General features: G+C 68.0%; 23 protein-coding genes. 10 read left to right on the forward strand and 13 right to left on the reverse strand.

Annotation, left to right across the window (positions count from 1 at the left end; all coding sequences use genetic code 11):
* Positions 1-50: 50 nt before the first annotated feature.
* Genes ACLM5J_RS17420 through ACLM5J_RS17445 form a run of 6 tightly spaced genes read right to left on the reverse strand, consistent with a single transcriptional unit; the run spans position 51 to position 4,774 of the window.
* Positions 51-755, reverse strand: coding sequence for an LrgB family protein (locus tag ACLM5J_RS17420; protein WP_413657768.1), 705 nt, complete (start codon positions 753-755; stop codon positions 51-53).
* Complete coding sequence (locus ACLM5J_RS17425; protein ID WP_413657769.1) at positions 752-1,105, reverse strand: CidA/LrgA family protein; 354 nt, start codon at positions 1,103-1,105, stop codon at positions 752-754. The genes ACLM5J_RS17420 and ACLM5J_RS17425 overlap by 4 nt, the downstream gene beginning before the upstream one ends.
* Positions 1,106-1,690, reverse strand: coding sequence for a DNA-3-methyladenine glycosylase I (locus ACLM5J_RS17430; protein ID WP_413657770.1), 585 nt, complete (start codon positions 1,688-1,690; stop codon positions 1,106-1,108). It lies immediately after the preceding gene.
* A gap of 1 nt (position 1,691) precedes the next feature.
* Positions 1,692-2,687: a pirin family protein gene (locus ACLM5J_RS17435; protein ID WP_413657771.1), complete on the reverse strand. Its 996-nt coding sequence runs from the start codon at positions 2,685-2,687 to the stop codon at positions 1,692-1,694.
* A gap of 36 nt (positions 2,688-2,723) precedes the next feature.
* Entirely contained in the window at positions 2,724-3,839 is a 1,116-nt protein-coding gene (gene ald, locus ACLM5J_RS17440) for an alanine dehydrogenase (RefSeq protein ID WP_413657772.1), read from the reverse strand.
* A 44-nt stretch (positions 3,840-3,883) separates the two neighbouring features.
* Positions 3,884-4,774, reverse strand: coding sequence for a DUF3152 domain-containing protein (locus ACLM5J_RS17445; protein WP_413657773.1), 891 nt, complete (start codon positions 4,772-4,774; stop codon positions 3,884-3,886).
* 157 nt (positions 4,775-4,931) lie between these two features.
* On the opposite strand from ACLM5J_RS17445, the gene ACLM5J_RS17450 reads away from it, so the two are divergent.
* On the forward strand, positions 4,932-5,804 hold the full coding sequence (locus tag ACLM5J_RS17450) for a hypothetical protein (protein ID WP_413657774.1): 873 nt from the start codon (positions 4,932-4,934) through the stop codon (positions 5,802-5,804).
* On the forward strand, positions 5,801-6,991 hold the full coding sequence (gene fahA / locus ACLM5J_RS17455; protein ID WP_413657775.1) for a fumarylacetoacetase: 1,191 nt from the start codon (positions 5,801-5,803) through the stop codon (positions 6,989-6,991). Before ACLM5J_RS17450 ends, fahA begins: the two co-directional genes overlap by 4 nt.
* Before the next feature lie 176 nt (positions 6,992-7,167).
* On the opposite strand, the gene ACLM5J_RS17460 is transcribed toward fahA, so the two are convergent.
* Positions 7,168-7,425, reverse strand: coding sequence for a metal-sensitive transcriptional regulator (locus ACLM5J_RS17460; protein ID WP_413657776.1), 258 nt, complete (start codon positions 7,423-7,425; stop codon positions 7,168-7,170).
* 161 nt (positions 7,426-7,586) lie between these two features.
* On the opposite strand from ACLM5J_RS17460, the gene ACLM5J_RS17465 reads away from it, so the two are divergent.
* The 6 genes from ACLM5J_RS17465 (at position 7,587) to ACLM5J_RS17490 (ending at position 14,038) form a co-directional block, all read left to right on the forward strand.
* A complete protein-coding gene (locus tag ACLM5J_RS17465; RefSeq protein WP_413657777.1) occupies positions 7,587-8,990 on the forward strand; it encodes a rhodanese-like domain-containing protein in 1,404 nt (467 codons plus the stop codon).
* Positions 8,990-9,793 (forward strand): sulfite exporter TauE/SafE family protein, encoded by an 804-nt coding sequence (locus ACLM5J_RS17470; protein ID WP_413657778.1) that lies wholly within the window; start codon positions 8,990-8,992, stop codon positions 9,791-9,793. The genes ACLM5J_RS17465 and ACLM5J_RS17470 overlap by 1 nt, the downstream gene beginning before the upstream one ends.
* Before the next feature lie 26 nt (positions 9,794-9,819).
* The gene (locus ACLM5J_RS17475; protein WP_413657779.1) at positions 9,820-11,955 is read left to right on the forward strand and encodes an MMPL family transporter; all 2,136 of its coding nucleotides are present in this window, start codon (positions 9,820-9,822) and stop codon (positions 11,953-11,955) included.
* A gap of 14 nt (positions 11,956-11,969) precedes the next feature.
* On the forward strand, positions 11,970-12,173 hold the full coding sequence (locus ACLM5J_RS17480; protein ID WP_413657780.1) for a DUF2892 domain-containing protein: 204 nt from the start codon (positions 11,970-11,972) through the stop codon (positions 12,171-12,173).
* Positions 12,174-12,203: 30 nt separating this feature from the next.
* Positions 12,204-12,362: a hypothetical protein gene (locus tag ACLM5J_RS17485; protein WP_413657781.1), complete on the forward strand. Its 159-nt coding sequence runs from the start codon at positions 12,204-12,206 to the stop codon at positions 12,360-12,362.
* A gap of 98 nt (positions 12,363-12,460) precedes the next feature.
* On the forward strand, positions 12,461-14,038 hold the full coding sequence (locus ACLM5J_RS17490; protein WP_413657782.1) for a sulfatase: 1,578 nt from the start codon (positions 12,461-12,463) through the stop codon (positions 14,036-14,038).
* 61 nt (positions 14,039-14,099) lie between these two features.
* On the opposite strand, the gene fabG is transcribed toward ACLM5J_RS17490, so the two are convergent.
* Positions 14,100-14,846 (reverse strand): 3-oxoacyl-ACP reductase FabG, encoded by a 747-nt coding sequence (fabG, locus tag ACLM5J_RS17495; protein ID WP_413657822.1) that lies wholly within the window; start codon positions 14,844-14,846, stop codon positions 14,100-14,102.
* A gap of 228 nt (positions 14,847-15,074) precedes the next feature.
* On the opposite strand from fabG, the gene ACLM5J_RS17500 reads away from it, so the two are divergent.
* Positions 15,075-16,220: an amidohydrolase family protein gene (locus tag ACLM5J_RS17500; RefSeq protein ID WP_413657783.1), complete on the forward strand. Its 1,146-nt coding sequence runs from the start codon at positions 15,075-15,077 to the stop codon at positions 16,218-16,220.
* A gap of 264 nt (positions 16,221-16,484) precedes the next feature.
* On the opposite strand, the gene ACLM5J_RS17505 is transcribed toward ACLM5J_RS17500, so the two are convergent.
* From ACLM5J_RS17505 to ACLM5J_RS17525, 5 genes are read right to left on the reverse strand one after another with little or no spacing between them, the layout of a single operon-like run.
* Complete coding sequence (locus ACLM5J_RS17505; protein WP_413657784.1) at positions 16,485-17,267, reverse strand: ABC transporter ATP-binding protein; 783 nt, start codon at positions 17,265-17,267, stop codon at positions 16,485-16,487.
* On the reverse strand, positions 17,264-18,271 hold the full coding sequence (locus ACLM5J_RS17510; protein ID WP_413657785.1) for an ABC transporter ATP-binding protein: 1,008 nt from the start codon (positions 18,269-18,271) through the stop codon (positions 17,264-17,266). The genes ACLM5J_RS17505 and ACLM5J_RS17510 overlap by 4 nt, the downstream gene beginning before the upstream one ends.
* A gap of 3 nt (positions 18,272-18,274) precedes the next feature.
* Positions 18,275-19,141 carry an ABC transporter permease gene (locus ACLM5J_RS17515; protein ID WP_413657786.1) on the reverse strand — a complete coding sequence of 289 codons (867 nt, stop codon included), beginning with the start codon at positions 19,139-19,141 and terminating at the stop codon, positions 18,275-18,277.
* Positions 19,138-20,097, reverse strand: a complete 960-nt coding sequence (locus ACLM5J_RS17520; protein ID WP_413657787.1) for an ABC transporter permease — start codon at positions 20,095-20,097, stop codon at positions 19,138-19,140. The genes ACLM5J_RS17515 and ACLM5J_RS17520 overlap by 4 nt, the downstream gene beginning before the upstream one ends.
* Positions 20,098-20,134: 37 nt before the next feature.
* Entirely contained in the window at positions 20,135-21,655 is a 1,521-nt protein-coding gene (locus tag ACLM5J_RS17525; protein ID WP_413657788.1) for an ABC transporter substrate-binding protein, read from the reverse strand.
* 150 nt (positions 21,656-21,805) lie between these two features.
* On the opposite strand from ACLM5J_RS17525, the gene ACLM5J_RS17530 reads away from it, so the two are divergent.
* On the forward strand, positions 21,806-22,726 hold the full coding sequence (locus ACLM5J_RS17530; protein WP_413657789.1) for an amidohydrolase family protein: 921 nt from the start codon (positions 21,806-21,808) through the stop codon (positions 22,724-22,726).
* The last annotated feature ends 46 nt before the right edge of the window (positions 22,727-22,772 follow it).

Raw genomic sequence — 22,772 nt, forward strand, 5'->3', positions numbered from 1 at the left:
GACAGAACACCGCAGGCCCGCTGATCGGCGGGCCTGCGGTGTTCTCGCGTTCAGAGCAGGTGGACCACGATCGGCACCACCAGACTGGTCATCAGCGCGGTCAGGCCCATCGCCAGCCCGGAGAAGGCGCCCTCGACCGGATGGTCGTTGAGCGCACGGGAGGTGCCGACTCCGTGCGAGACCACGCCCATCGCCAGGCCGCGGGCGCGTGGGTCGCGGACCCGCAACAGATTGAGCACGGTGGGTGCCAGTACTGCGCCGATGATGCCGGCCACGATCGTGAAGACCGCGACCAGCGCCGGCATGCCACCGATCTGCTCGGTGATCCCGATCGCGATCGGCGTGGTCGCCGATTTGGGCGCCATCGTCAACGCCAGCTCACGATCGCCGCCGAGCCAGTCGACCAACGCCATCCCGGTCACCACCGAGACCACAGTGCCGACCGGGATCGCGATCAGCATCGGGACCATCAGTTCGCGGAGGTGGTGGGCCTGCCGATAGAGCGGGACCGCCAACGCCACGGTGGCCGGACCGAGGAAGAACGCGATCACCGAAGCACCGTTGAGGTACTCGGCGTAGTCGACGTCGAGCGCCCAGAGCAGTGGCCCGATCAGCAGCACCGCGATCAACACCGGCTGCGCCAAAGGGTGCCCTCCGCTGAGCTTCTTCACCTCGCAGCCGATCCGGTAGGCGACCAGGGTCAGGAAGACCCCTGCCAACGGGGACGTCCGCAGCAGATCGTGGATCTCGCTCACGAGGCCTCCTTCGGCCGGCGAACCAACAGCGTCACCAGGCCGGCCACCGTGATCAGTCCGGCCAGCCAGGAGACGAAGAGACCACCGGCGATCGGCACCGCATCAGCCTTCAACACAGACAGGTAGGTGACGACGCCGACCGCCGCCGGGATGAAGAGCAGCTGCAGGTGGCGCAGCATCGACTCGGAGACCCGGATCACCCCTGCCGCCCCGTCGGGGCGGCGCCAGAGCAGGACCGCGAAGAGCAGCAGCATCCCGATCACCGGGCCCGGCACCGGGAGGTCCAGGCCGCGGGAGATCAGCTCGCCGACCATCTGGAAGGTCAGCAGCCACATCAGACCGTTGATCACTCAGTTCGCCTGCCGTCGGTGGCACTCCAGCAGATGGGTGTTGACCAAGCCGATCGCCTCCATCAAGGCATGCATCGTGGTCGGTCCCACGAAGGTGAATCCCTTCTTCTTCAGGGCTTTGCTCAACGCCAGGCTCTCTGCCGAGGTGGTCGGCACCTCGGCAGCGACCCGAGGCTCGGGCGAACGGTCGGGGCGGAACGACCAGAGGAGGTCGGCCAGCCCGCCCTCCTCCCGCAGCGCGATCGCTGCCTGGGCGTTGGTGATCGTGGCCTGGATCTTCAACCGGTTCCGGACGATCCGGGCATCGCCCATCAACGCAGCGAACCTGGCGGAGTCGTAGCGAGCGATGAGTTCCACGTCGAACTCATCGAAGAGTTCCCGGAACGCCGGACGCTTGGCCAGGATCGTCGCCCAGGAGAGCCCCGACTGGAACGCCTCCAGGGTGAGCCGTTCGAAGTGCGCGGACTCGCCGTGGACCGGCACTCCCCACTCGGTGTCGTGGTACTCCTGCATGGGCCCGGCCACCGCACCCCAGGGGCATCGAGTGATACCGGCGGCGTCGGTGACCGGGGCTCCCTCCGTCACCTCAACGACGCTCGCGCAGACGTGCGTTCGGCAGTGGCGGCGCCGGAATCGGCGGCAACGGCTGGTCAGCCACCACACCGAACCGACCGGGCGCGGCGTCGCGACTGTCACCGATCACCTCGCCGTCGCGGGTGATCTGGGCCTGCCAGTCGTCGCGGAAACCGACGATCTCGTCGTGGCTACGGCCGACGAAGTTCCACCACATCACGATCGACTCGCCGAACGGCGGGCCACCGAGAAGCAGGATCCTGGAGTCGGCGGTCGCGCGCAGCACGATCGACGACCGGCCCGGTGCCAGGTAGCCGAGCTCGGCGGGAGCCAACTCCCTGCCGTCCAGCACGACAGCGCCCTGGTCGACCAGCAGACCGTGCTCGAAGATCTCGTCGAGGTCGATGGTCAGCTCGGCGCCGGCGTCGAGGATCAGCTCCGCGCCCAGCAACGGCGTGTGGGTGGCGACCGGCGAGGTGTCGCCGACCAGGCTGCCGAGGAAGACCCGCGCGACCGCGCCGTCGAGGGCGATGGGCTGCGGAACGTAGTGGTCGAAACCCGGCTCGCAGTTGCGGGTGGCCTCAGGCAGGGCCACCCAGAGCTGGGCGCCATGCAGTACCTCGGCAGCGGGCGTGGAGACCTCGCTATGGCTGATCCCGCGACCCGCGGTCATCAGGTTCAACTCACCGGGACGCACCATCGCCACGTTCCCGGCACTGTCCTGATGCTCGATCTCGCCGGTGAAGAGCCAGCTCACCGTGGAGAGACCGGTATGCGGGTGGGGCGCCACCGACATGCCACCACTGTCGACGACACGGTCAGGACCGTAATGGTCGAGGAAGCACCAAGCCCCGATCAGGGAACGCTGCCGCGACGGCAGCGTGCGTCGGACCAACATCGCCCGCGGGCCGCCGAGCGGTACGTCGCGGGCTTCGATCACCTCAAGGTCAGGAACCGGGGCACCTTCGGTGCAGACCAGAACGCCGGGGTCCTGTTCAGGATTGCTCACCCGTCCAGTGTGCCTCAGCCGGCCAGTCGACCGCCGTCAGCCCAGGATCTCAGCCAACTCGACGGCGTCGATGCCGGTCGCCTCGGCCACGGGGGCGTTGGTGAGCAGCCCGGCATGCGTGTTCAACCCCAGCGCCAGTGCGGGATCTGTGCGGCAGGCGTCCTGCCAACCCCGGTTCGCCAACGCGACCGCGTACGGAAGCGTGGCATTGGTGAGCGCGTAGGTGGAGGTGTTGGGAACCGCTCCCGGCATGTTCGCCACGCAGTAGAAGGTCGAGCCGTGCACCGTGAAGGTCGGATCGTCGTGGGTGGTCGGCCGGGTGTCCTCGAAACAGCCACCTTGGTCGACGGCGATGTCGACCAGCACCGAGCCCGGCTTCATCTGGGCCACCAGCTCGTTGCTGACCAGCTTCGGTGCCTTGGCGCCCGGGATCAGTACGGCGCCGATCACCAGGTCGGCCTGGGTGACCTGTTGCCGGATCGCCAACGTGGAGGAGGCGAGGCCGTGGACCCGGTTGGAGTAACGCCAGAACGACATCCGCAGCTTGTCCAGGTCGGTGTCGAGCAAGGTGACGTCGGCGCCCATGCCCAGCGCGATGTTGGCCGCGTTCTGGCCGGCGACTCCCGCGCCGATCACCACCACCTTGGCGTTCGCCACCCCGCCGACGCCGCCGAGCAGCACACCGCGGCCACCTTCTGCGCGAAGCAAGCAGTGAGCGCCCACCTGCGGCGCCAGGCACCCGGCCACCTCCGACATCGGGTAGAGCAGGGGCAGCGACCCCGAGGCCAATTGCACGGTCTCGTAGGCGATCGCGGTCACTTTGCGGTCCAGCAGTTCGGTGGTCAGCGTCGGGTCGGCCGCCAGATGCAAGTACGTGAAGAGGGTGAGCCCTTCGCGTAGTCGGTGGTACTCCGAGGCCACCGGCTCCTTGACCTTGAGCACCATCTCGGCCTGCGCCCAGACCTCGTCGGCGTCACCGATGATGGTGGCGCCGGCCGCCCGGTACTCGTCGTCGGTGACCAGCGAACCGATCCCCGCACCGGCTTCGACGGCGACCTCATGGCCGTGGTGCACCAACTCGTGCACGCCCACCGGCGTCAACGCCACCCGGTACTCGTGGTTCTTCACTTCCTTGGGTACTCCGACGCGCATCTTCAGCCTCCTCGATGGGTGGTGGGTCAGGGGTGTTCAGCAGCTCACCGCTCGGTTGCGGTGGGCCAGGGATTGAACCGGCAGCCGCCCAATCCCTTGGACTGCTGTTGCATCACCGGCGCGAGCGCGCCTCGTCGCGGGCAGCTGCTGTGACCGCGCCCCAGGAAGTGGCCGCTCTCGTGGTTGACCACCATGTGCCGGTAGTCGCGAAGGGTTCCGTCACCCTTGCGCCAGGCCGGTGACGCGAACCGCCAACGGGTCTGATTGATCACCACGAACCGGCCCACCCGGCAGCTCCACTCCGCACTGCATGCCGACGAGAAGGACGGCACCTTCGACGCCTCGGCGAGGACCAACGTCATCGCTCCGCCCTTACCTACTTGGCGAAACTCCACACCCGCGGCACGCCAGCCACGAGGGTCCGCGAAGGTCTCGCGGGCCAGGCGCTTGAACATGGCGAGGTCGGCCACGATCCGGCCGCGGGTCTCCACCGAGTAACGGACGACCCGCCGCACCGGTACCCGGTGCAGGATCCGACGGGGCTTGGAGGCGGCGACCACGTCGGCGCCGTCCGGGCCGGTGGCGAGGTAGCGCACCCGGAGCCGGTGCCCGACATCGCGCGGCCGGATCCGGTAGTGCTTGCCGCGAGCCCCGGCGATCGGGGTGCCGTCCCTGAGCCATTGCCGGGTGACCTGACGCGGCATGGCCGACCAGCGCGGGGCGACGGCCCGCAGCACCCGTCCGAACCGCGGTGTGCCGGTAACCCGCGGACGGGCCAGCACGGTGAGCGGGTCGGCGGCGGCGTTCGCCGCCGGGTCGAGCCGCGCCGTCGGCACGCCGGGGTCGACCGGGCCCGGCGCCCCCGCAGCGGCCAGCGGCGCGGTGCCCAGCAGCATCGCCAGCAGAGCAACGATGAAGCCGAGGGTCCGCCTCATCGCGGCCACCTTCGGTTCGAGGACAGGAAGTCGTCGCCGCGCGGTTGTGGGTACCGCTGGCTCAGCAGTACGCCGACCTGTCGGCAGTGGACCATTGTTGGCCGTCCTTTAATCGAACACTCTCGTCCGCTCAGTTGATACACGCTAGCCTCGCACCGTGGCCGACAACAACCCATCGATCAGTCCCGCGTTCGCCGCGCTGGTCGACGACGCTGCCATCTACCCGCCCGGCAACGCACCCCTCGACGAGGCGGTCCGTGCCCACTTCCTGCGCAGAGTCGGCGAGAACCATCCGCTGGTCGGCAGCTTCGTGATCGGGGACCACCAGCTCAACGACCTGGTCGGACTGGTCACCGATTCGCTGCCGCTGAGCATCGTTATCGGCGCTGGGGCGGGCGGGATCGCCCCCGCGCTGAGCATCGCGCACCGGATCGGCGGGGTCCGCGCGGCCGGCCTGGAGATCGCACTGCGCGACCACGACGACCTGGCAGGAAACGCGCGCCGCGTCGTCGCCGCCGTCGACCAGGCCCGCGATCTCGCACTCCTCGACGACGAGGTGGCGGTCTACGTCGAGCTTCCCCAAGGCACCCCGACGCACGGCTGGCTGAGCGCCGCCGACGTGGTCGCGGCAGCCGAACTGCGGCTCAAGTTCCGCACCGGCGGCATGGATGCGGACTTCTTTCCCAGCACCGCAGACCTGGGCTCCTGGATCATCGCCGCGTTGGACCGCGAGACCCCGTTCAAGTGCACCGCAGGCCTGCACAACGCCGTCCGCCACTCCGGCGCAGATGGCTTCGAGCACCACGGCTTCCTCAACGTCCTGATGGCGACCCGCGCCAGCCTCGACGGTGCCGACTCCCGCACCGTGCAGGGCGTACTGGGTGAGCGCGACGGCGCCCTGCTCGCCGCCGACGCCCGCGACTCGGTCGGCCTGGACGCCCTGGGGCGGGCCCGGCGTTGGTTCACCAGCTTCGGCTCCTGCAGCATCGCCGAACCCGAACACGACCTGTGCGAACTGGGGCTGGCATGACCTGGGTACCCGGCGCGGCCGGGTCGCTCTACGACGTCGACAACCTTCCGTACGGCGTCTTCACCCGGCCCAGCGAAGAGCCGCGGGTCGGCGCCCGGGTCGGCGAGTTCGTTCTCGACCTCGCTCCGTTGGCCGCAGCGGACCTGCTGGAGATAGCCCACGCGCTGGAGCAGCCCAGCCTGAACCGGCTGATGGCGTGTGGCCTCGAGCAGCTCGCCGACCTGCGCGGCTGGTTGATCGACGTCCTGACCACCGACGCCGGTCGCGACTCCGCCGAGCCGTTCCTGGTGCCGGTCGGCGAGGTAGCGCTCCAACTCCCCTTCGAGGTCGGCGACTACGTCGACTTCTACGCCTCCGAGCACCACGCCACCAACGTGGGCAGGATCTTCCGCCCCGACGGCGATGCCCTGTTGCCCAACTGGAAGCATCTTCCGGTCGGCTATCACGGGCGCGGAGGAACCGTGGTGGCCAGCGGAACCGCGATCCGCCGCCCGCTCGGCCAACGGCGCGGCGCCGACGCTCCGGAGTTCGGACCCTCGACGCGGCTCGACATCGAAGCCGAACTGGGCTTCGTGGTCGGCCATCCCTCAGCCCTGGGCGACCGGATCGCCGCCGAGGATTTCGGCGCCCACGTCTTCGGCGTCGTCGGTCTCAACGACTGGTCGGCGCGCGACATCCAGGCCTGGGAGTACGTTCCGCTCGGGCCGTTCCTGGGCAAGTCCTTCGCCACCTCGATCTCGACCTGGGTGACGCCGCTGGCAGCACTCGACGCCGCCTGGACCGCACTGCCGGGCCAGGACCCGAAACCCTTGCCCTACTTGGCTCCTGACTCCGCTCGCGGTCTCGACATCGCGGTCGAGGTGGAGCTCAACGGCGAGGTGATCGCCCGGCCTCCCTACGCTGCCATGTACTGGAGCCCGGCCCAGATGCTAGCCCATCTCACGGTGAACGGCGCCTCGGTCCGCACCGGCGACCTCTTCGGCTCCGGCACCATCTCCGGCGCGGAACCCGGCACCCAGGGCTCACTCCTGGAGCTGACCTGGGGCTGGCACGAACCGATCGGCCGCGACGGCCGCCTCGCCCTGGAGGACGGCGACACCGTCATCCTGCGCTACACCGCCCCCGGCACCGGCGGCGGACGGATCGCCCTCGGCGAGGTGAGCGGGCGAATCCTGCCCGCCCACTAGCCCGAACAGTCAGGCATACGGCCCGAACCGTCACTCAACCGGCCCGAACCGTCAGGCGCTCGCCTCGAACCGTCACGCGTTGAAGCGAAAGTGACGGTTCGGCGCGTGCAGGTGACGGTTCGGCGCGTGCAGGTGACGGCTCGGCGCGTGCAAGTGACGGTTCGGCGGTTAGGCGGTTAGGCGAGCGATAGGAAGAGCTTCTCCATCTTCTTGACGTCGAACTCGTCGGCGCCACTGGTCAGGCACTGTTGAAGACCGCTGGCGACGATCGCGAAGCCAGCGCGGTCGAGCGCCTTGGAGACGGCAGCCAGTTGGGTGACGACGTCCTCACACTCGCGGCCCTCCTCCAACATCCGGAGCACGCCGGCGAGCTGGCCCTGCGCGCGCTTGATCCGGTTGATCACCGGAGTCATCTCGTCGGGATCCAGTTGCATGTCTCTCTCCTCTCGCTGGGCTTCTCCTGCTCAGCCACGCCGCCCCAGGTTGTCACGGCCGCGCCGGGCCCTGAGGAACGCTCCATTTGAATATACCCCCCGGGGTGTTATGTTCAATCTCGACAGATACCCCCTGGGGTATACGAGAGGGGAGAGCAGAGATGACCACCGACCACCACACCGCCGAGACCCGCCACCCGATGTCGTTCGAGGTGATCGCCCTGGACACCCCGACCCTGGGCGACCGCAGCTACCTGGTCCACGACGGCCACGACGCCTTCGTGATCGACCCGCAGCGCGATCTCGACCGGGTCGAGAACCTGCTCGCCGAGCACCAGGTCCGGCTGCTCGCCGTCTTCGAGACCCACATCCACAACGACTACGTCACCGGCGGCTTCGCGCTCGCCGAGCGGCACCAGGCGAAGTACTACGTCAACGCCGTCGACCCGGTCAGCTTCGCCCGCACCCCGATCAGCGACGGCGAGACCGTCGCGATCGGCACACGGATGCGGATCACCGCCGTGGCGACCCCCGGCCACACCTTCACCCATCTCGCCTTCGCGCTGCACGACGCCGCGGACCAGATCGCTGAGGCGACCGCGCTCTTCTCCGGCGGCTCCCTGCTCTACGGCGCCACCGGTCGCCCCGACCTCCTCGGTGCCGCACACGCCGAACAGCTCGCCCACCACCAACACGCCTCCGCGCACCGGATCGCCGACCTGCTGCCCGGCGACACCGACCTCTACCCCACCCACGGGTTCGGCTCGTTCTGTTCGGCCACGCAGAGCGACGCGACGGCGTCCACGGTAGGTATCGAACGGAACACCAACCCAGCCCTGACCCAGGATGCCGCGAGCTACGTCCGCGACCTGCTCGCCGGGCTCGACGCCTGGCCCGCCTACTACGTGCACATGGCGCCGCAGAACGCCACCGGCCCCGCGGCAGCCGATCTGACTCTGCCGCACCTGGCCGACGCAGCCGAGATCGAGCAACGGATCCACGCCGGCGAATGGGTCGTCGACCTGCGCAACCGCACCGCGTTCGCGGCCGGACACACCCCCGGGGCGCTCAACTTCGGAAGCGACGGCGCGCTGGCCACCTACCTGGGCTGGCTGATCCCGTGGGGCACGCCACTCACCCTGCTCGGGGAGAGCGAAGACCAGGTCGGCGACGCGATCCGCGAACTGAGCCGGATCGGCGTCACGTCCCCCGCGGCCCACGCCACCGGCGGCCCGGCCGATTGGTCGTCACAGAGCACCAGCCACCCGACGGCGACCTTCGCCGACCTGGCCGACGTCCGCAGCCACCGGCCGGTCCACCTGCTCGACGTCCGCCGAGCCGGCGAGTTCGCGACCGCACACCTGCGCGACGCGACGAACATCCCCCTGCACGAACTGATGGACCGGATCGACGAGGTGCCCGACGGCGAGGTCTGGGTGCACTGCGCCGGTGGCTATCGCGCCTCCATCGCCGCCTCGATCCTGGCCGCGTCCGGACGGCGCCCGGTGGCGATCGACGACGCGTTCGACAACGCCGCCGCCCCGGACCTGGTCAGCGCACGCTGATGATCGAGCTCGGTGCCGCGCTCCTGGCCGGTGCGGTGATCGGCCTGGTGCTGGGGACCCTCGGCGCCGGTGGCTCGATCCTCGCCGTCCCGGTCCTGGTGCACCTCTTCGGCGCCGACGCGCACGCCGCGACCACGGGCTCCTTGCTGGTGGTCGCGGTGAGCGCAGCCCTTGCTTCGCTCGCGGCCCGCGGGAAGCGGCCGATCCGGTTCGGGCCCGGCCTCGCCTTCGGCCTGATCGCCGCTCTCGGCAGCGTCGGCGGATCGGTGCTGGCCCAGGGCATCGACGGCGACCTACTGCTGATCGGCGTCAGCCTGTTGATGGTCGCCGTGGCTCTCAGCATGCTCCGCCGCGAACCCGCCCATCCCGGGACGGGCGTGCTGGACCAACCGATCATCACCTTCTCGCCGACCTTCCACTGCGCCTGTCCGCGGGCCGCGAAGGTGCTCCTCACCGGCGCCGCGCTCGGCCTGCTCACCGGACTGTTCGGGGTCGGCGGAGGCTTCCTGGTCGTGCCGGCCCTGGTCCTGGCGCTCGGGCTCACCATCGACGAAGCGATCGGCACCTCGCTGGTGGTGATCGCGGTGACCAGCACCGCCGCGCTCGCCACCCGGGCCGGCCTCGGGATCGACGTCGACTGGGGACCGGTGCTCGCACTCACCGCAGCCGCAGCCGTGGTCGCGACCCTCGCCGCCCGCCGCACCGCCGCCCTTCCCCGACGTCCGCTCACCCTCGCCTTCGCCAGCGCGCTACTCGCGCTGGCCGTCGCCACCGGCGTCCCCGCCCTGGCCTCACCACGATGACCACCGAGCAACAAGGAGTTCTCCGCATGTCCAGCCCCGCCCAGCACGCAGATCGGCGGTACGGCCCCCTGGGTCGCCTCGGTCAATGGGTGATCACCCACCGCCGTGCCACCACCCTGATCTGGGTCTTCCTGGTGATCGGTCTCGGCGCCTTCGCTCCCCGCGTGGAGGCCAACCTGTCAGGCGCCGGCTGGCAGGCCGACGGCTCGGAGTCGGTCGCCGTCCGCGAGCTCGCCGAAGAACACTTCGGCGGAAACGCCAGCTCCGCGCTGCAGGTGGTCGTACACAGCGACGACGCGCCGCTGAGCGAAGGCCACGGCGCAGCGGTGATCGCCGAGGTCACTGCCCTCCTCGACGCCGACGAACGGCTCGCCAGCATCGTTCCGCCGACTCCCGGCGCCACCCTCAGCGAGGACGGCCGGACCGCGATCGTGATGGCCGGTGCCGGCGTCGACACCAACGAGATGGTCAAGGTCGCCGACGACCTCAAGCACGATCTCCGCGCCCTCTCCGGCGACGGCGTCGAGGTCGACCCGACCGGCGCCTCCCAGCTCTGGTCGGACTTCAACGAAGCCAACCTCGATGCGATGTTGAAGTCGGAGATGATGTCGTGGCCGGTGACCCTGGCGATCCTGGTGCTCGCCTTCGGCGCGCTGGTCGCGGCCGGGCTCCCGCTCCTGCTCACCTTGGCCGGGCTGGTCGCCTCGGCCGGCTCGCTGGTGCTGATCAACGAGCTCGTCCCGGTCTCCATCTGGGCGATGAACTTCGCGATGATGTTCGCGCTCGCGCTCGGCATCGACTACGCGCTGTTCCTGGTGGTCCGTTATCGCGCGGCCCGGATGGCACAAGGCAAGTCCATGCCGGAGGCGATCGGCGAGATGATGGACACCGCAGGAAAGGCGGTGCTGCTCTCGGGGGCCACCGTGCTGATCTCACTCTCTGCGGTGATGCTGGTGCCGTCGCCCGCGTTCCGGTCGATGGCCGGCGGCATCATGCTGGCGGTCGTCTTCATCCTCGCCGCAACCCTGACCCTGCTCCCCTTGGTCCTGTCCAAGCTCGACCTGCGGATCAACAAGATCGCGGTCCGCAAGCAGAAAGCCGACCAGAGCTCGCCGCGCTTCGCCGCCTGGGGCAACCTGCTGTGGCGCCGCCCGATCGCCTTCGGGCTCGGCGCCCTGGTCGTGCTGATCGCGCTCGCCGCGCCCGTGCTCGGTCTGAAGACCGCAATGCCCTCGATCAAGGTGCTACCCACCGACGCCAGCGCCCGGGTCGGCTATGACCGGGTCCAGGAAGCGTTCGGCGTCGGCGCCCCCGGCTCCCTGCAGGTGATCACCTCGGCCGACTCCGCAGCCGACAGCACCGCGGTCCTGGAGGCCGACCCCGGCATCGCGATGACGATGCCGGCACAGCCGGCAGCCACCGGCACCGACCTGGCCCTGATCCAAGCCGTGCCTACCGTCGACCCGTCCGACCCGGCACTCGCCGACACGGTGCAGCGGCTCCGTTCGGCCCTGCCCGACGACGCCCGGGTCGGTGGCGCCGCCGTCGAGAATCTGGATCTGAAGGCCCAACTCGACGACTCGACGCCGTTGGTGATCGCGGTGATCCTGGGACTCGGCTTCCTGCTCCTGCTGATCGCTCTGCAAGCACCCGTGATCGCCCTGCTCGGCACCCTGGCTTCACTGCTCTCCACAGCCGCCGCCTTCGGTGCCGCGAAGCTGATCTTCCAGGACGGCCACGGCGCCGACCTCTTCAACTTCGAGCCACAGGGCTTCCTGGATGCCTGGGCGCCGGTCTTCTTCTTCGCGATGATCTTCGCGATCGCGATGGACTACACCGTCTTCCTATTGGCCTCCGCCAAGGAGCACTTCGAGAAGACCGGCGAGGCGAAGGCCGCGATGGTCGGCGCACTCGCCCACTCGGGCAGGGTGATCTTCGCCGCCGGCGCGGTGATGGTCGCGGTCTTCTTCACCTTCGCGATCAGCGGACCGCTGCCGCCCAAGGAGATGGGCATCGTGCTCGGCGTCGCCGTGCTGCTCGACGCCTTCCTGGTGCGCCTCGTCCTGCTGCCCGTCCTGCTCCGACTCACCGGCGCCACCGCCTGGTGGTGCCCGGGCTGGCTACGCCGCCTGCTGCCCACGATCACCTTCGCCCACGACTGATGAAAGAGACGACGATGAACCTCGACCGCGCTGTGATGACCCTGGCCGGGACCCTGGTGCTGCTCGGCACCGCCCTGGCCGCCCTGGTCTCCCCCTGGTGGCTGATCCTGACCGGCTTCGTCGGAGCCAACCTGCTCCAGGCCAGCCTGACCGGCTTCTGCCCCGCCGCCAGCATCCTGCGCCGCCTCGGCGTCCGCAGCGGCTGCGCCTTCCGCTGATCTACTGAACCCCAACGAAAGGAAACCCTCATGTGCCGACCCGCCACCTGCAAGAAGTGCGGCCTGACCACCTGGGCCGGTTGCGGCATGCACGTCGACGACGTGATGCGCGGCGTCCCGAAGGACCAGCGCTGCCCCGGCCATGAAGCCGGCCCCGGCCTGCTCGGCCGGCTGCTCGGCCGCTCCTGAGGCGAGGGGTGGGTCCCGTAAGTCGCGGGATCCACCACTCTTCTAAAACTGAGTTCACTTCCAGTATGGTGATCGGAGTCACGACGACAGGAGCCAGCATGGGCCGCAAGATCCTCTTCATCACCACCGACCAGCAACGCTACGACGCCTACGGCTGCAACGGCGGCACCGTTGCTCGTACACCGGTCACCGACCAACTCGCCGCCGAGGGAATCCGCTACGAGCGGGCCTACTGCGCGAACGTGATCTGCACTCCGGCGCGCTCCAGCATGCTGACCGGCCAACACCCGCGGACCCATGGCGCCATCGCCAACGGAGTGCCGCTCCCCCAGGACGCACCCTCGATCGCCGAAACTCTCGCCGACGCCGGATATCGAACGGCGCTTATCGGCAAGGTGCACTTCGAACCGATCGCCGACCCCGAGGCGAAGTTCCCACAGAACCGCCTGGCCGCCACCGACACCCACGGCCCCTACCGGGGCTTCGACTACGTCTCGTTCGCCGGCCACGGCCCCCTCGGCGCCTCGCACTACGCGAACTGGCTGCGCAAGAACCACCCCGACCAGGTCGACGGCTTCCTACGGATCTTCGCCACCACACCAGGCGGCGACACCGGAGCACCGGCCGTCAAGGCACATCAGGTGGCCCGCGAGAACTACCACACCGACTGGATCGCCGACCAGGTGATCACCTGGCTCGACAGCCTCGACGACGACGAGGACTGGTTCTGCTGGATGAGCTTCCCAGATCCCCACCACCCCTGGGATCTGCCGCAGAGCGAACGGGACCGGATCGACTGGCGAACCCTCGATCTCCCAGCCGGCCACCCCGGTTCCCCCGAGCGGATCCGCGAGATCCTCTCGGACCGCCCGGCGCATTGGCTGGCCTGGTACGACGGCAGCGTGCCGAATATCGACGCCGCACCAGGCGACTTCGTCCCCGCGAACCTCACCGACGACCAGATCCGTGAGGTCAACGCGGTGGTCCACATCAAGAACGAATTGCTTGACGAGGCCTACGGGCGGGTCCTGGACCACCTCCGCCAGCGCGGCCAACTCGACGACACCGACGTCATCATCACCACCGACCACGGCGAGTTCCAAGGCGATCTCGGCCTGCTCTTCAAGGGCCCGTACCACGTGGACGCGCTGATGCGCCTGCCGATGATCTGGCGCCCGGCCCCCTCCGCCGGCCTGGAGCCGGCCGTGGTCAGCCAGCCGGTGAGCCAGATCGACCTAGCCCCCACCTTCTGCTCGATCGCCGGCATCGAGACCCCGGACTGGATCGAGGGCACCGCGATGCCCACCGCGCCGGACGGGCCGCGCCGCCGGGCGCTGATCGAGTGGGACAGCCAACTCGACACCGGCTACCGGATGCGCACGATCGCCGCCGACGGCTGGCTCTGCACGGCCTATGAGCCGACGGAGACCGACTACGGACTTCCCCGCGCCCAGCGGTATGCCGAGTTCGACCGCAACGGCGCACCCGTGCCCGAGCTGATCACCTACGACGGCAGCGAAGGCGAGCTCTACAACGTCATCGACGACCCCCACCAGTGGCACAACCGATGGAACGACCCGGACGCACGCGAGATCCGCGATGCGATGGTCGCCGAGATCTATCGCGCACTCCCGGCCGGCCGCCAACCGCGGCTCCGCCCGGTGGCGATGGGCTAATCCCCAACACAGCGAAGGGCCGGTCCCGCAGATGCGGGGCCGGCCCTTCGCGGGCAGCGGTTCAGCCCCTGGGGCCACCGGCCACCGTCAACACCTGCCCAGAGACGAACCCGGAGGCCTCGGAGACGAAGAACGCCACGGCGTTGGCAATGTCCTCCGGGACGCCGACTCGACCCACCGGCGTCTCCTTGGCACTGGCCTCCACCAGCTCCTCGAAGCTGACGCCGAGGCGCTCGGCAGTAGCGCGGGTCATCTCGGTCTGGATGAAGCCCGGAGCGATCGCGTTGCACGTCGCCCCCAGACGACCGAACTCCAGCGCCAGCGTCTTGGTGAAGCCCCAGATCCCAGCCTTCGCAGCGGCATAGTTGGCCTGACCCACGTTGCCGAAGGCCGAGATGCTCGACAGATTGACGATGCGGCCCCAGCCCTCCGCCTTGACGTGCGGCTGGACTGCGCGCGCCAACAGGAAAGCGCCCCGCAAGTGCACCGACATCACTGAGTCCCAGTCAGCCAGGCTCATCTTGTGCAGCATGTTGTCGCGCGTGATCCCCGCGTTGTTGACCAGCACCACCGGAGCACCGAGGCGCTCGGCGACGGCGTCGACGGCTTGACCCACCGACGTCTCGTCAGCCACATCGACCGCGAACGCAGCAGCGACGCCGCCCGCCTCATCAATGGAAGCCGCGACCTTCTCGGCTGCATTGACGTCGACGTCCAAGACCGCGACCGCAAGACCTTCTCCCGCCAACCGCTCTGCGACCGCGGCACCGATACCGCGCCCGGCACCCGTGACGATCGCCGCACGCATTCCCTCTGCCTTCACCAGAAACCTCCTCAGATCACATAACTGAATCGAAGTTTAGTTTTGCCGGAGCACCCACTTCAAGGCCTCCGGCGCCGCGTCCCACTGGCTGAAATACCCACGTGAAACGGTAGACATAAACCTGGATTCAGTTTTAGTCTGACGGGGATGTGATGCAGGACATATCGCGAATTCAGCTCGTCACGCCCCCAAGATGCAAGGAAGTGGAACCGAATGACCGACGAATGGACCATCATCTCCGTCGACGATCACGTCATCGAAGGACCCGAGACCTGGACCTCGCGGATGCCCCGCAAGTACCTCGACCGGGCACCCAAGGTCGTCGACACCGACGAAGGCTTCGCCTGGGAGTTCGACGGTCTGATCCGCCCCTTCTCCGGTTTGCAGTGCGCCGTCGACCGGGTCCCGGATGAGGCCTATCGCGTCGTCGTCGAGAACTTTGAAGACCTGCACGACGGTTGTTACGACGTCGAGAAGCGGCTCAAGGACATGGACGACACCGGCATCCTTGCCTCCATGTGCTTCCCGTCGATGCCAGGCTTCGGCGGCACCTACCTGAACCTGAACTCCGACAAGGAGCTGGCGCTCTCCAGCATCCAGGCCTACAACGACTTCATGACCGAGGAGTGGTGCGGCGCCGCGCCCGGTCGGATGATCCCCGCGGTGATCATGCCTCTGTGGGACCCGCAACTCGCTGTCAAGGAGCTGGAGCGACTTGACGACCGCGGAGTGCGCAGCGTCGTGTTCAGCGAGCGCCCGCACGTCCAGGGTTACCCCTCCCTCTTCGACCGCGACCGGCACTGGGACCCGTTCTTCGCCGCAGCCGAAGAGCGCGACCTGGTGATCTCGTGCCACATCGGTTCCTCCTCCAAGGTCGACTCGCCGGAGGACTGCGACTACTTCACCCACATGAGCGAGGTGTGGATCAACGCGTGCTACGCGCTCACCGAATACACCTTCTCCGGAACCTTCGACCGGTTCCCCGACCTGAAGGTCGCCTTCTCCGAGGCCTCCATCGGCTGGATCCCCTTCCAGCTCCAGGTGATGGACAACTACTACCTCGACCGCGCCACCACCAAGGAGACGCCGTTGAAGTACAAGCCCAGCGAGTACTTCGGGCGCAATGTCTTCGGTTGCTTCATCTTCGACCCGGTCGGGTCCCAGTTCATCGAGCAGCTTGGCGTCGACAACGTGATGTGCGAAGTCGACTACCCGCACGCCGACTCCCTGTGGCCCAACATCCGCGAAGGCATCGACAGCCAACTCACCCACCTCTCCGCGGAGGACCAGTACAAGCTGCGGGTGGGCAACGCCGAGAGGATCTACGGCTTCACGCCCTCCGGCATCGGGCAGCGCTGACCGACACCTCTTCCGCCAGGGGAGGCGGGGCGACCACGCCCCGCCTCCCCTGGCATTTCCACACACCTCACCGATCGGCTTCGCTGCCGACCTGACGATTGCCGGCAGCTACTGACATCGGTCCGCACACATTGGCGAGCAAGCACCCGAGCTGCGTCGTCTACAGCACGGCCGCGGGATGGCCACACCAGCAGGCAGCACGACACCAAGGGCCTGGGACCGGCGAAGACCGGTCCCAGGCCCTTGAACGTCTTCTCACCAGAACTACATTCTCGGCACTGCCTCCAGCAGTTCGCGGGTGTAGGTCTCCTTCACCGACTCTGGTTCGAGCTCGCTGGCCACGCACTCCTCCACGATCCGGCCGTGCTGCATCACGATCACCCGGTCGCAGAAGAGCTTCAGAACGCTGATGTCGTGGCTGACCAGCACCTGGGTCAGCTCCCGCTCCGCACGCAGATCCATCAGCAACTGAAGGATCTGCGCCTGGATCGAGACGTCCAAGGCGGACACCGATTCGTCGAGCAGAAGGACGGCGGGATCCGCCGCCAGCGCCCGCGCGATCGAGACCCGCTGGCGTTGTCCTCCGGAGAGGGTGGTCGGCTGGCGCTCCACCAGCGGCCCGGCCAGACCGACCTGGTCGAGCAGGTCCCGGGCACGGGCCTCCGCCTCGCGCCTCGAGAGCCGATGCCAGAGCAGCAGGGGCTCGGCGACGTTCGCCAGCACCGTCATCGCCGGGTTCAACGAGGTGTACGGATCCTGGAAGACCAGTTGGATCGAACGCCACGACTCACGCCGGAACCGGCCTCCTCGATACAGCTCCTGACCGTTCAGCGTGACCGAACCGCTGTCCGGCCGGACCAGACCGCAGAACGCACCGATCAGGGTCGACTTGCCCGACCCTGACTCCCCCGCGATTCCGACGGTCTCACCGGCCCTGATCTCCAACGAGACGTCGTCGATGGCCCGGGTCCGCAAGGGTGGCGCCGGCCACCTGGAGGACCTGTACTCCTTGACCAGACGATGCGCCGCAAGCAGTACCTCACTCATCGAACACTCCTGCCTGCGCCGAGCGACGCCGCCTGTGGATGGATACACCGGACTTCGCGCTCGGGCGCGAAGGCGGTGAACCGGATGGGCGCAGCCTCGCACTCGGCAGTCGCCGAGGCGCACCGTTCAGCGAACCGGCAGCCCGGGATCCATCGATTGGGCGGCGGCACCTGACCTGCCAGCGGTTCCAGCTTTCCGGCAGCCATCGCGCGGTCCGGGATGCAGCGCAGCAGCCCGTCGACATACGGGTGCGCCGGCGTCGCCAGCAACTGGCCGGTCGGCCCCACCTCGACCAACTCGCCGGAGTACATCACCAACAGCCGGTCGCAGCGTTCGTTCATCACGCCGAGGTCGTGGCTGATCAGCAGGACAGCCAGACCGAGCTCGGCGCGGAGGCGGTCGATCAGATCCATCACTCCGCGCTGCACGGTGACGTCGAGCGCGGTGGTCGGTTCGTCGGCGACCAGGACCGCAGGGTCACGGGCGATCGCGATCCCGATCATCGCCCGCTGGCGCATGCCACCGGAGAACTCGAAGGGATACTGCTTGGCCCGGGCGGGGGCGTTCGACACCTCTACCTGTTCCAGGATCTCGACGGCGCGCCTCCGTGCATCGCTCCTCGAGGTGCCCTTGTGCCGCAACCGGACCGCCTCGGCGATCTGGTCGCCGATCCGGATCGACGGATTGAGACTGGTCATCGGGTTCTGGAAGATCATCGCCACGTCGGGATGCCGCTTGTGCGGCGGGCAGATCTCGCCGCCGATGGTGATCGTGCCTTCGGCGCGGCGAACCCCGACCGGCATCAGGCCGGAGATCGCGGATGCGGTCAAGCTCTTTCCGGAACCGGACTCGCCGGCCAAGCCCACCATCTCACCAGCTGCCACAGTGAAGCTGACGTCTCGAACCAGTCGTTGGGCTTCACCGAGCGGAACACCAGGCTCGTCGAGTTCCAAGGCGAGGCCCTCGATGCGGACGTCGGCGGCACGCGTCTTCGTCGTGGTCATCACTCACTTCTTCCGTTGCGCGGTCAGGGAGTCGCCGAAAACGTTGAGACTCAGGATCAGCAGGGTCAGCACGGTGGCCGGAACCAGCACCACGTGTGGGTGGTTGCTGAGCATCGCCGACGCGCCGATCAGCAAGGTGCCCAGCGACGAGTCCGGCGGCTTGACGCCGATGCCGAGGAAGGAGATACCCGCCTCGACCACCATGGCCAGCCCGAGCAGGTAGCTGATCTGGACGACGACCTGGGCGCGGACGCCGGGCAACAGGTACCGCCACAGGATCCTCAGGTGCGAGGCACCCGACATCCGGCCGGCCGTCACGAAGGCCGCCGTTGAGACACTCAGGGTCTCCGCGCGGATCACGCGCAGTACCCGAGGCGCGAAGATGCCGCCCAGCACCATCATCTGTCCTTGGATGCTGGTGTCGAGCGCGGTCTGCGCGGCCAGCAACAGGATCAGCGCCGGGACCGTGAGCACGACGTCGGCCAGGCGTGACAGCAGCTGGTCGATCCAGCCACCCAGATAGCCCGCCAGAAGTCCGAGCGGAAGTCCGACCCCGACCGCAACGGCGACCGCCGTCAACCCGGCGAGCAGTGACGTGTGCACGCCCCACATCAGCCGGCTGAACAGGTCACGCCCGAGCTCGTCGGTCCCGATCCAGTGGTCGCCCGAGATCGGGGCAAGGGTGTTGGCCAGGTCCTGCTTCGCGGGATCCTGAAGAGGAAGGAGCTCAACTCCGGCCATCACCGCGAGACAGATCAGGATAAAGAGCAGGGAGATCCGGGCTCCCCAAGACATAGCGCCGCTGCGTCGCTCGCGGCGGAAGCGGCGCGGCACAGCAGCGGCCGCCGGAGGTGATGCCATCTCGGTCATGCCTTGCTCCTCGCCATCGGGTTGAGCCAGAGGGCGACCAGGTCGGCCACCAGATTCGCGGCCAGGATGATCGCACCGAAGAGCGCAACCAGCGCCTGCACCACCGGGAAGTCCTGCCCTCGCACGGAGTCGATGGTGAGGGTGCCGATGCCGGGGACCGCGAAGACCACCTCGACCAGCAGCGCACCGGTGATCAGGATGCTGACCTCCAGGCCGATCACCGTCACCAGCGGAGCCGCGGCGTTGCGAGCCACATGGCGTAGGAAGAGTCCCGCCTCCGATACTCCCTTCATCCGTGCGGTGCGGACATAGTCCTGTTGATACTCCGCGATCAAGGAAGCCCGGAAGGTGCGGGTCTGCAGGCAGATCAGTGACGTTGCCAGGGCGAAGGCGGGAAGCACGAGGTACTGCAAGGAGGCTCCCAGCCCGACCTCCTCGACGGTGCGATAGCCACCGGCCGGGTAGATCGGCATCCAGATCGCGAAGACCAGGATCAGGCCCAGGCCGACCAGGAAGTTCGGGATCGCCAGGCCCAGCACGGAGAGCATGGAGACGATCCGGTCCAGCCAGCCGCCGGGCCGGAGCCCGACAACGATCCCGGCGATGATGGCGACGAGGATCGCGATCCCCATCGCCATCACGGCCAGGAACAGGGTGGGCGGGAGGTGCTGCCCGACCAGGTGGCTCACCGTTCCGCGGTTGCGGATCGAGTCGCCCAGGTCACCGGTCAGCACTCCGCCGAGCCAGCTTGCGTACTGCGCCACGATCGGTCGATCGAAGCCGTTCTCCTGGCGGATCTTCTCGATCTCCGCCGCACTCGCGTTGTCGCCGGCGATCGCCGCCGCCGGGTCACCGATCGAGTACAGCAGGACGAACGTCCCGAACGTCACCGCCAGCAGCATCGGGATCGCCAGCAGGAGCCGGCCGATCACATGCCGCAGTACCAAGACAGCCATTGTTTCTCCTCCCGGAAACCGCTACCGCGGAGTCCGATCAGCCGGACACACCACGGAAGGTCGGGAACGACGGCGCCCACGGCGTCTGCCAGCCCTTGACGTGCTCAGCGATCACATAGGAGGTGATCGGCGTCGCCATCGGGATGAGCAGGCCGTCGACGGGGAGCTTTCCGCTCAGTTCGCGGTAGATGTCGGCGCGCTTGGCCTGATCGGGCTCCTTCAGACCGGCTGCAGCCAGTTCGACGATCTCCGGCATCACGTAGCCACCCGGGTTGTAGAGACCACCCGGCAGGAGGTAACGGGCCAACGCCTCCGACGGGTCGATCGCGTTGCCGACCGCGCCGAAGGCGATCGCCACGTCCTTCTCGATACCGAACCGGCTGACCAGGTCCGGCGGAGCGACCGGGAGTACCTTCGCGTCCAGGCCGATCTCCTTGAGCTGCGCCTGGAAGACGGTCGCCAGTTGCTCGAAGACCGAGTTTCCGGCGACGGTCAAGATCTCGACCTTGCTGCCCTTGGCACCTGCCTCCTCAATGAGCTGCTTGGCGCGCTCGATGTCGTAGGGGAAGTTCTTCAGCCCGAGATCCTGGTCGAACGCCTTGGTACCGGCGCCGAAGACCTGACCGTTCGTCACGCAAGCACCACCCAGTACGCCTTCGCAGATCCCGTCCCTGTCGAGCGCGATGGCAGCGGCCTCCCGCACCTTGGCGTTGTCGAACGGCTTCATCGCGGTGTTCACCGAGAAGGTGTAGTTCTCCGCACCGCTGCTGCGCTCGATCTTGTAGCCGGCCTCCTCGGCCGTCTTGGAGAGCTTCTGGGGCAGGACCGTCACGTCGACTTCGCCGGACCGCACCGCATTGAGCTTGGCGTCGTCGGCCAGGTAGGTGATCTCCAGGGTCTTGACCGCTGCGGCGTCCTTGTCCCAGTACTCCTTGTTGGCCTCGTAGACCACCCGGTTGGGCTGGACGCTCTTGATGTTGAACGCACCGATGCCGGCCTCTGCCTCGGTCAGGTCGACCTTGTCGGCGATCGCCTTGTCCGAGATCATCATGCCCGCGATGCTGGCCAAGGTCCGCGGCAGCGCACCCACACCGGCCGGGTTGCGGAACCGCACGTGGCTGGCGTCGGTCTCCTCGACCGTGACGCCCACCAACACCGAAGCATTCGTACTGCCCGGGAGTTCCTGGGAGCGCTTGATGTTGGCGCTCACGGTCGCGGCGGTGAACGGCGTCCCGTCATCGAAGGTCAGGCCCTCGCGCAGCGTCAGGTCGAGGAACGGGCCCTTCTCGTCCTCCCCGGCCTTCCACTCGGTGGCGAGCATGGGCTGGACCTGCTCCTTGCCGTCGAGGAAGAGCAGGCTGTCGTAGGCGGGGGCACCGTAGAGCTGCATGTGCCGCAGCGGCATCAGATCCGGGTCGAGCGTGGCGTGCGCGAAGGTCGCGGCGAAGACGAGCTTGTCGTCGGCGGCCGACGAACTCCCCCCTTCGCTTCCGCCACCACATGCAGTCAGCACGGAGAGCGCAAGCGCTCCGCACGCGAGGCCAGTCTTCAAGCGCATCAGGATTCCCTTCGTGAAAAACGATCGGTAGTGACCGAGTGACTGCCGAGAAATTCCATGTGGCCACCCTCACATCTAAACTGAAACTGAGATTAGACTCAGTTTTGCGCGGACGCAATACCTAACACCTGAAAACCAACTGGAGGCCACATGATCAACCGCATCGACGTCCACCATCACGGGGCAGTACCGAGTTGGATCCGCGAGGTCGAGCACTTCGCCCCCGGCCGTCCGATCCGGCCCTGGACGCCCGGAGACGCACTTCGCGCGATGGACCACCACCAGGTCGCCCGAGCGGTCGTCTCACTCACCGCTCCCGGCATCTGGTTCGGCGACGCCGCCCGCGCGATACCCGCTGCCCACGCAGCCAATGAAGAGCTCGCAGCAGCCCTCCAGTCACCTGAGAGCGACGGCCGCCTGGACTTCTTCGCAGCCCTCCCACTACCGGACGTCGAGGCGACCCTGGCCGAGATCGAGCACGCCAGCGACCTCGGCTGCGCAGGATTCACCCTGCTCACCAATGTCGAAGGGCGCTACCTCGGCGACCCCGAGTTCGACCCGGTCTGGGCGGAGCTCAACCGCCGTCGGTCCGTTGTCTTCATCCACCCGAACTGGACCACCCAACCGCTGGTTCCGGGGGTCTCCGCAGCGGTCGCGGACTTCCTACTCGACACCGTGCGGACGGCGATCAGCCTGCTCTACGCGGGTGTACTGAACCGCTACCGCGACGTGTCGATCATCCTCAGCCATGCCGGCGGCTTCCTGCCCTACAACGTGCATCGGCTCGCGGCGATGTCGGCCACCATGCTCGAACCGCGACGGGACGGCGAGCAACTGCTCGCCGACGCGCGTCGCTTCTACTTCGACACGGCGCTCTCGACCTCGCCGACCTCACTCCCCAGCCTGCTCGCCTTCGCCGACCCGAGCCGGATCTTGTACGGAACTGACTGGCCCTACGCCTTCAGCACCACCATCGAGTACTTCGAGCGCGAGTTCGCCGCCTATCCGTTGACGGACGAGCAACGCGGCGCCATCGAGTACGGCAACGCCCGCGCCCTCTTCGGCTGGTAGCGCCGAGGCCTTGTCCGGGGAGGCAGGTCTCCCCGGACAAGGCTGC

Source organism: Nocardioides sp. Bht2 (assembly GCF_047308515.1).
Classification (GTDB): domain Bacteria; phylum Actinomycetota; class Actinomycetes; order Propionibacteriales; family Nocardioidaceae; genus Nocardioides.

What these genes read in the sequence shown, in the direction of transcription:
- ald (WP_413657772.1), bottom strand. Translation starts at nt 3,839, where the DNA reads ATGCGCGTCGGAGTACCCAAGGAAGTGAAGAACCACGAGTACCGGGTG.
- ACLM5J_RS17445 (WP_413657773.1), bottom strand. Translation starts at nt 4,774, where the DNA reads ATGAGGCGGACCCTCGGCTTCATCGTTGCTCTGCTGGCGATGCTGCTG.
- fahA (WP_413657775.1), top strand. Translation starts at nt 5,801, where the DNA reads ATGACCTGGGTACCCGGCGCGGCCGGGTCGCTCTACGACGTCGACAAC.
- ACLM5J_RS17460 (WP_413657776.1), bottom strand. Translation starts at nt 7,425, where the DNA reads ATGCAACTGGATCCCGACGAGATGACTCCGGTGATCAACCGGATCAAG.
- ACLM5J_RS17465 (WP_413657777.1), top strand. Translation starts at nt 7,587, where the DNA reads ATGACCACCGACCACCACACCGCCGAGACCCGCCACCCGATGTCGTTC.
- ACLM5J_RS17470 (WP_413657778.1), top strand. Translation starts at nt 8,990, where the DNA reads ATGATCGAGCTCGGTGCCGCGCTCCTGGCCGGTGCGGTGATCGGCCTG.
- ACLM5J_RS17475 (WP_413657779.1), top strand. Translation starts at nt 9,820, where the DNA reads ATGTCCAGCCCCGCCCAGCACGCAGATCGGCGGTACGGCCCCCTGGGT.
- ACLM5J_RS17480 (WP_413657780.1), top strand. Translation starts at nt 11,970, where the DNA reads ATGAACCTCGACCGCGCTGTGATGACCCTGGCCGGGACCCTGGTGCTG.
- ACLM5J_RS17485 (WP_413657781.1), top strand. Translation starts at nt 12,204, where the DNA reads ATGTGCCGACCCGCCACCTGCAAGAAGTGCGGCCTGACCACCTGGGCC.
- ACLM5J_RS17490 (WP_413657782.1), top strand. Translation starts at nt 12,461, where the DNA reads ATGGGCCGCAAGATCCTCTTCATCACCACCGACCAGCAACGCTACGAC.
- fabG (WP_413657822.1), bottom strand. Translation starts at nt 14,846, where the DNA reads ATGCGTGCGGCGATCGTCACGGGTGCCGGGCGCGGTATCGGTGCCGCG.
- ACLM5J_RS17500 (WP_413657783.1), top strand. Translation starts at nt 15,075, where the DNA reads ATGACCGACGAATGGACCATCATCTCCGTCGACGATCACGTCATCGAA.
- ACLM5J_RS17505 (WP_413657784.1), bottom strand. Translation starts at nt 17,267, where the DNA reads ATGAGTGAGGTACTGCTTGCGGCGCATCGTCTGGTCAAGGAGTACAGG.
- ACLM5J_RS17510 (WP_413657785.1), bottom strand. Translation starts at nt 18,271, where the DNA reads ATGACCACGACGAAGACGCGTGCCGCCGACGTCCGCATCGAGGGCCTC.
- ACLM5J_RS17515 (WP_413657786.1), bottom strand. Translation starts at nt 19,141, where the DNA reads ATGACCGAGATGGCATCACCTCCGGCGGCCGCTGCTGTGCCGCGCCGC.
- ACLM5J_RS17520 (WP_413657787.1), bottom strand. Translation starts at nt 20,097, where the DNA reads ATGGCTGTCTTGGTACTGCGGCATGTGATCGGCCGGCTCCTGCTGGCG.
- ACLM5J_RS17525 (WP_413657788.1), bottom strand. Translation starts at nt 21,655, where the DNA reads ATGCGCTTGAAGACTGGCCTCGCGTGCGGAGCGCTTGCGCTCTCCGTG.
- ACLM5J_RS17530 (WP_413657789.1), top strand. Translation starts at nt 21,806, where the DNA reads ATGATCAACCGCATCGACGTCCACCATCACGGGGCAGTACCGAGTTGG.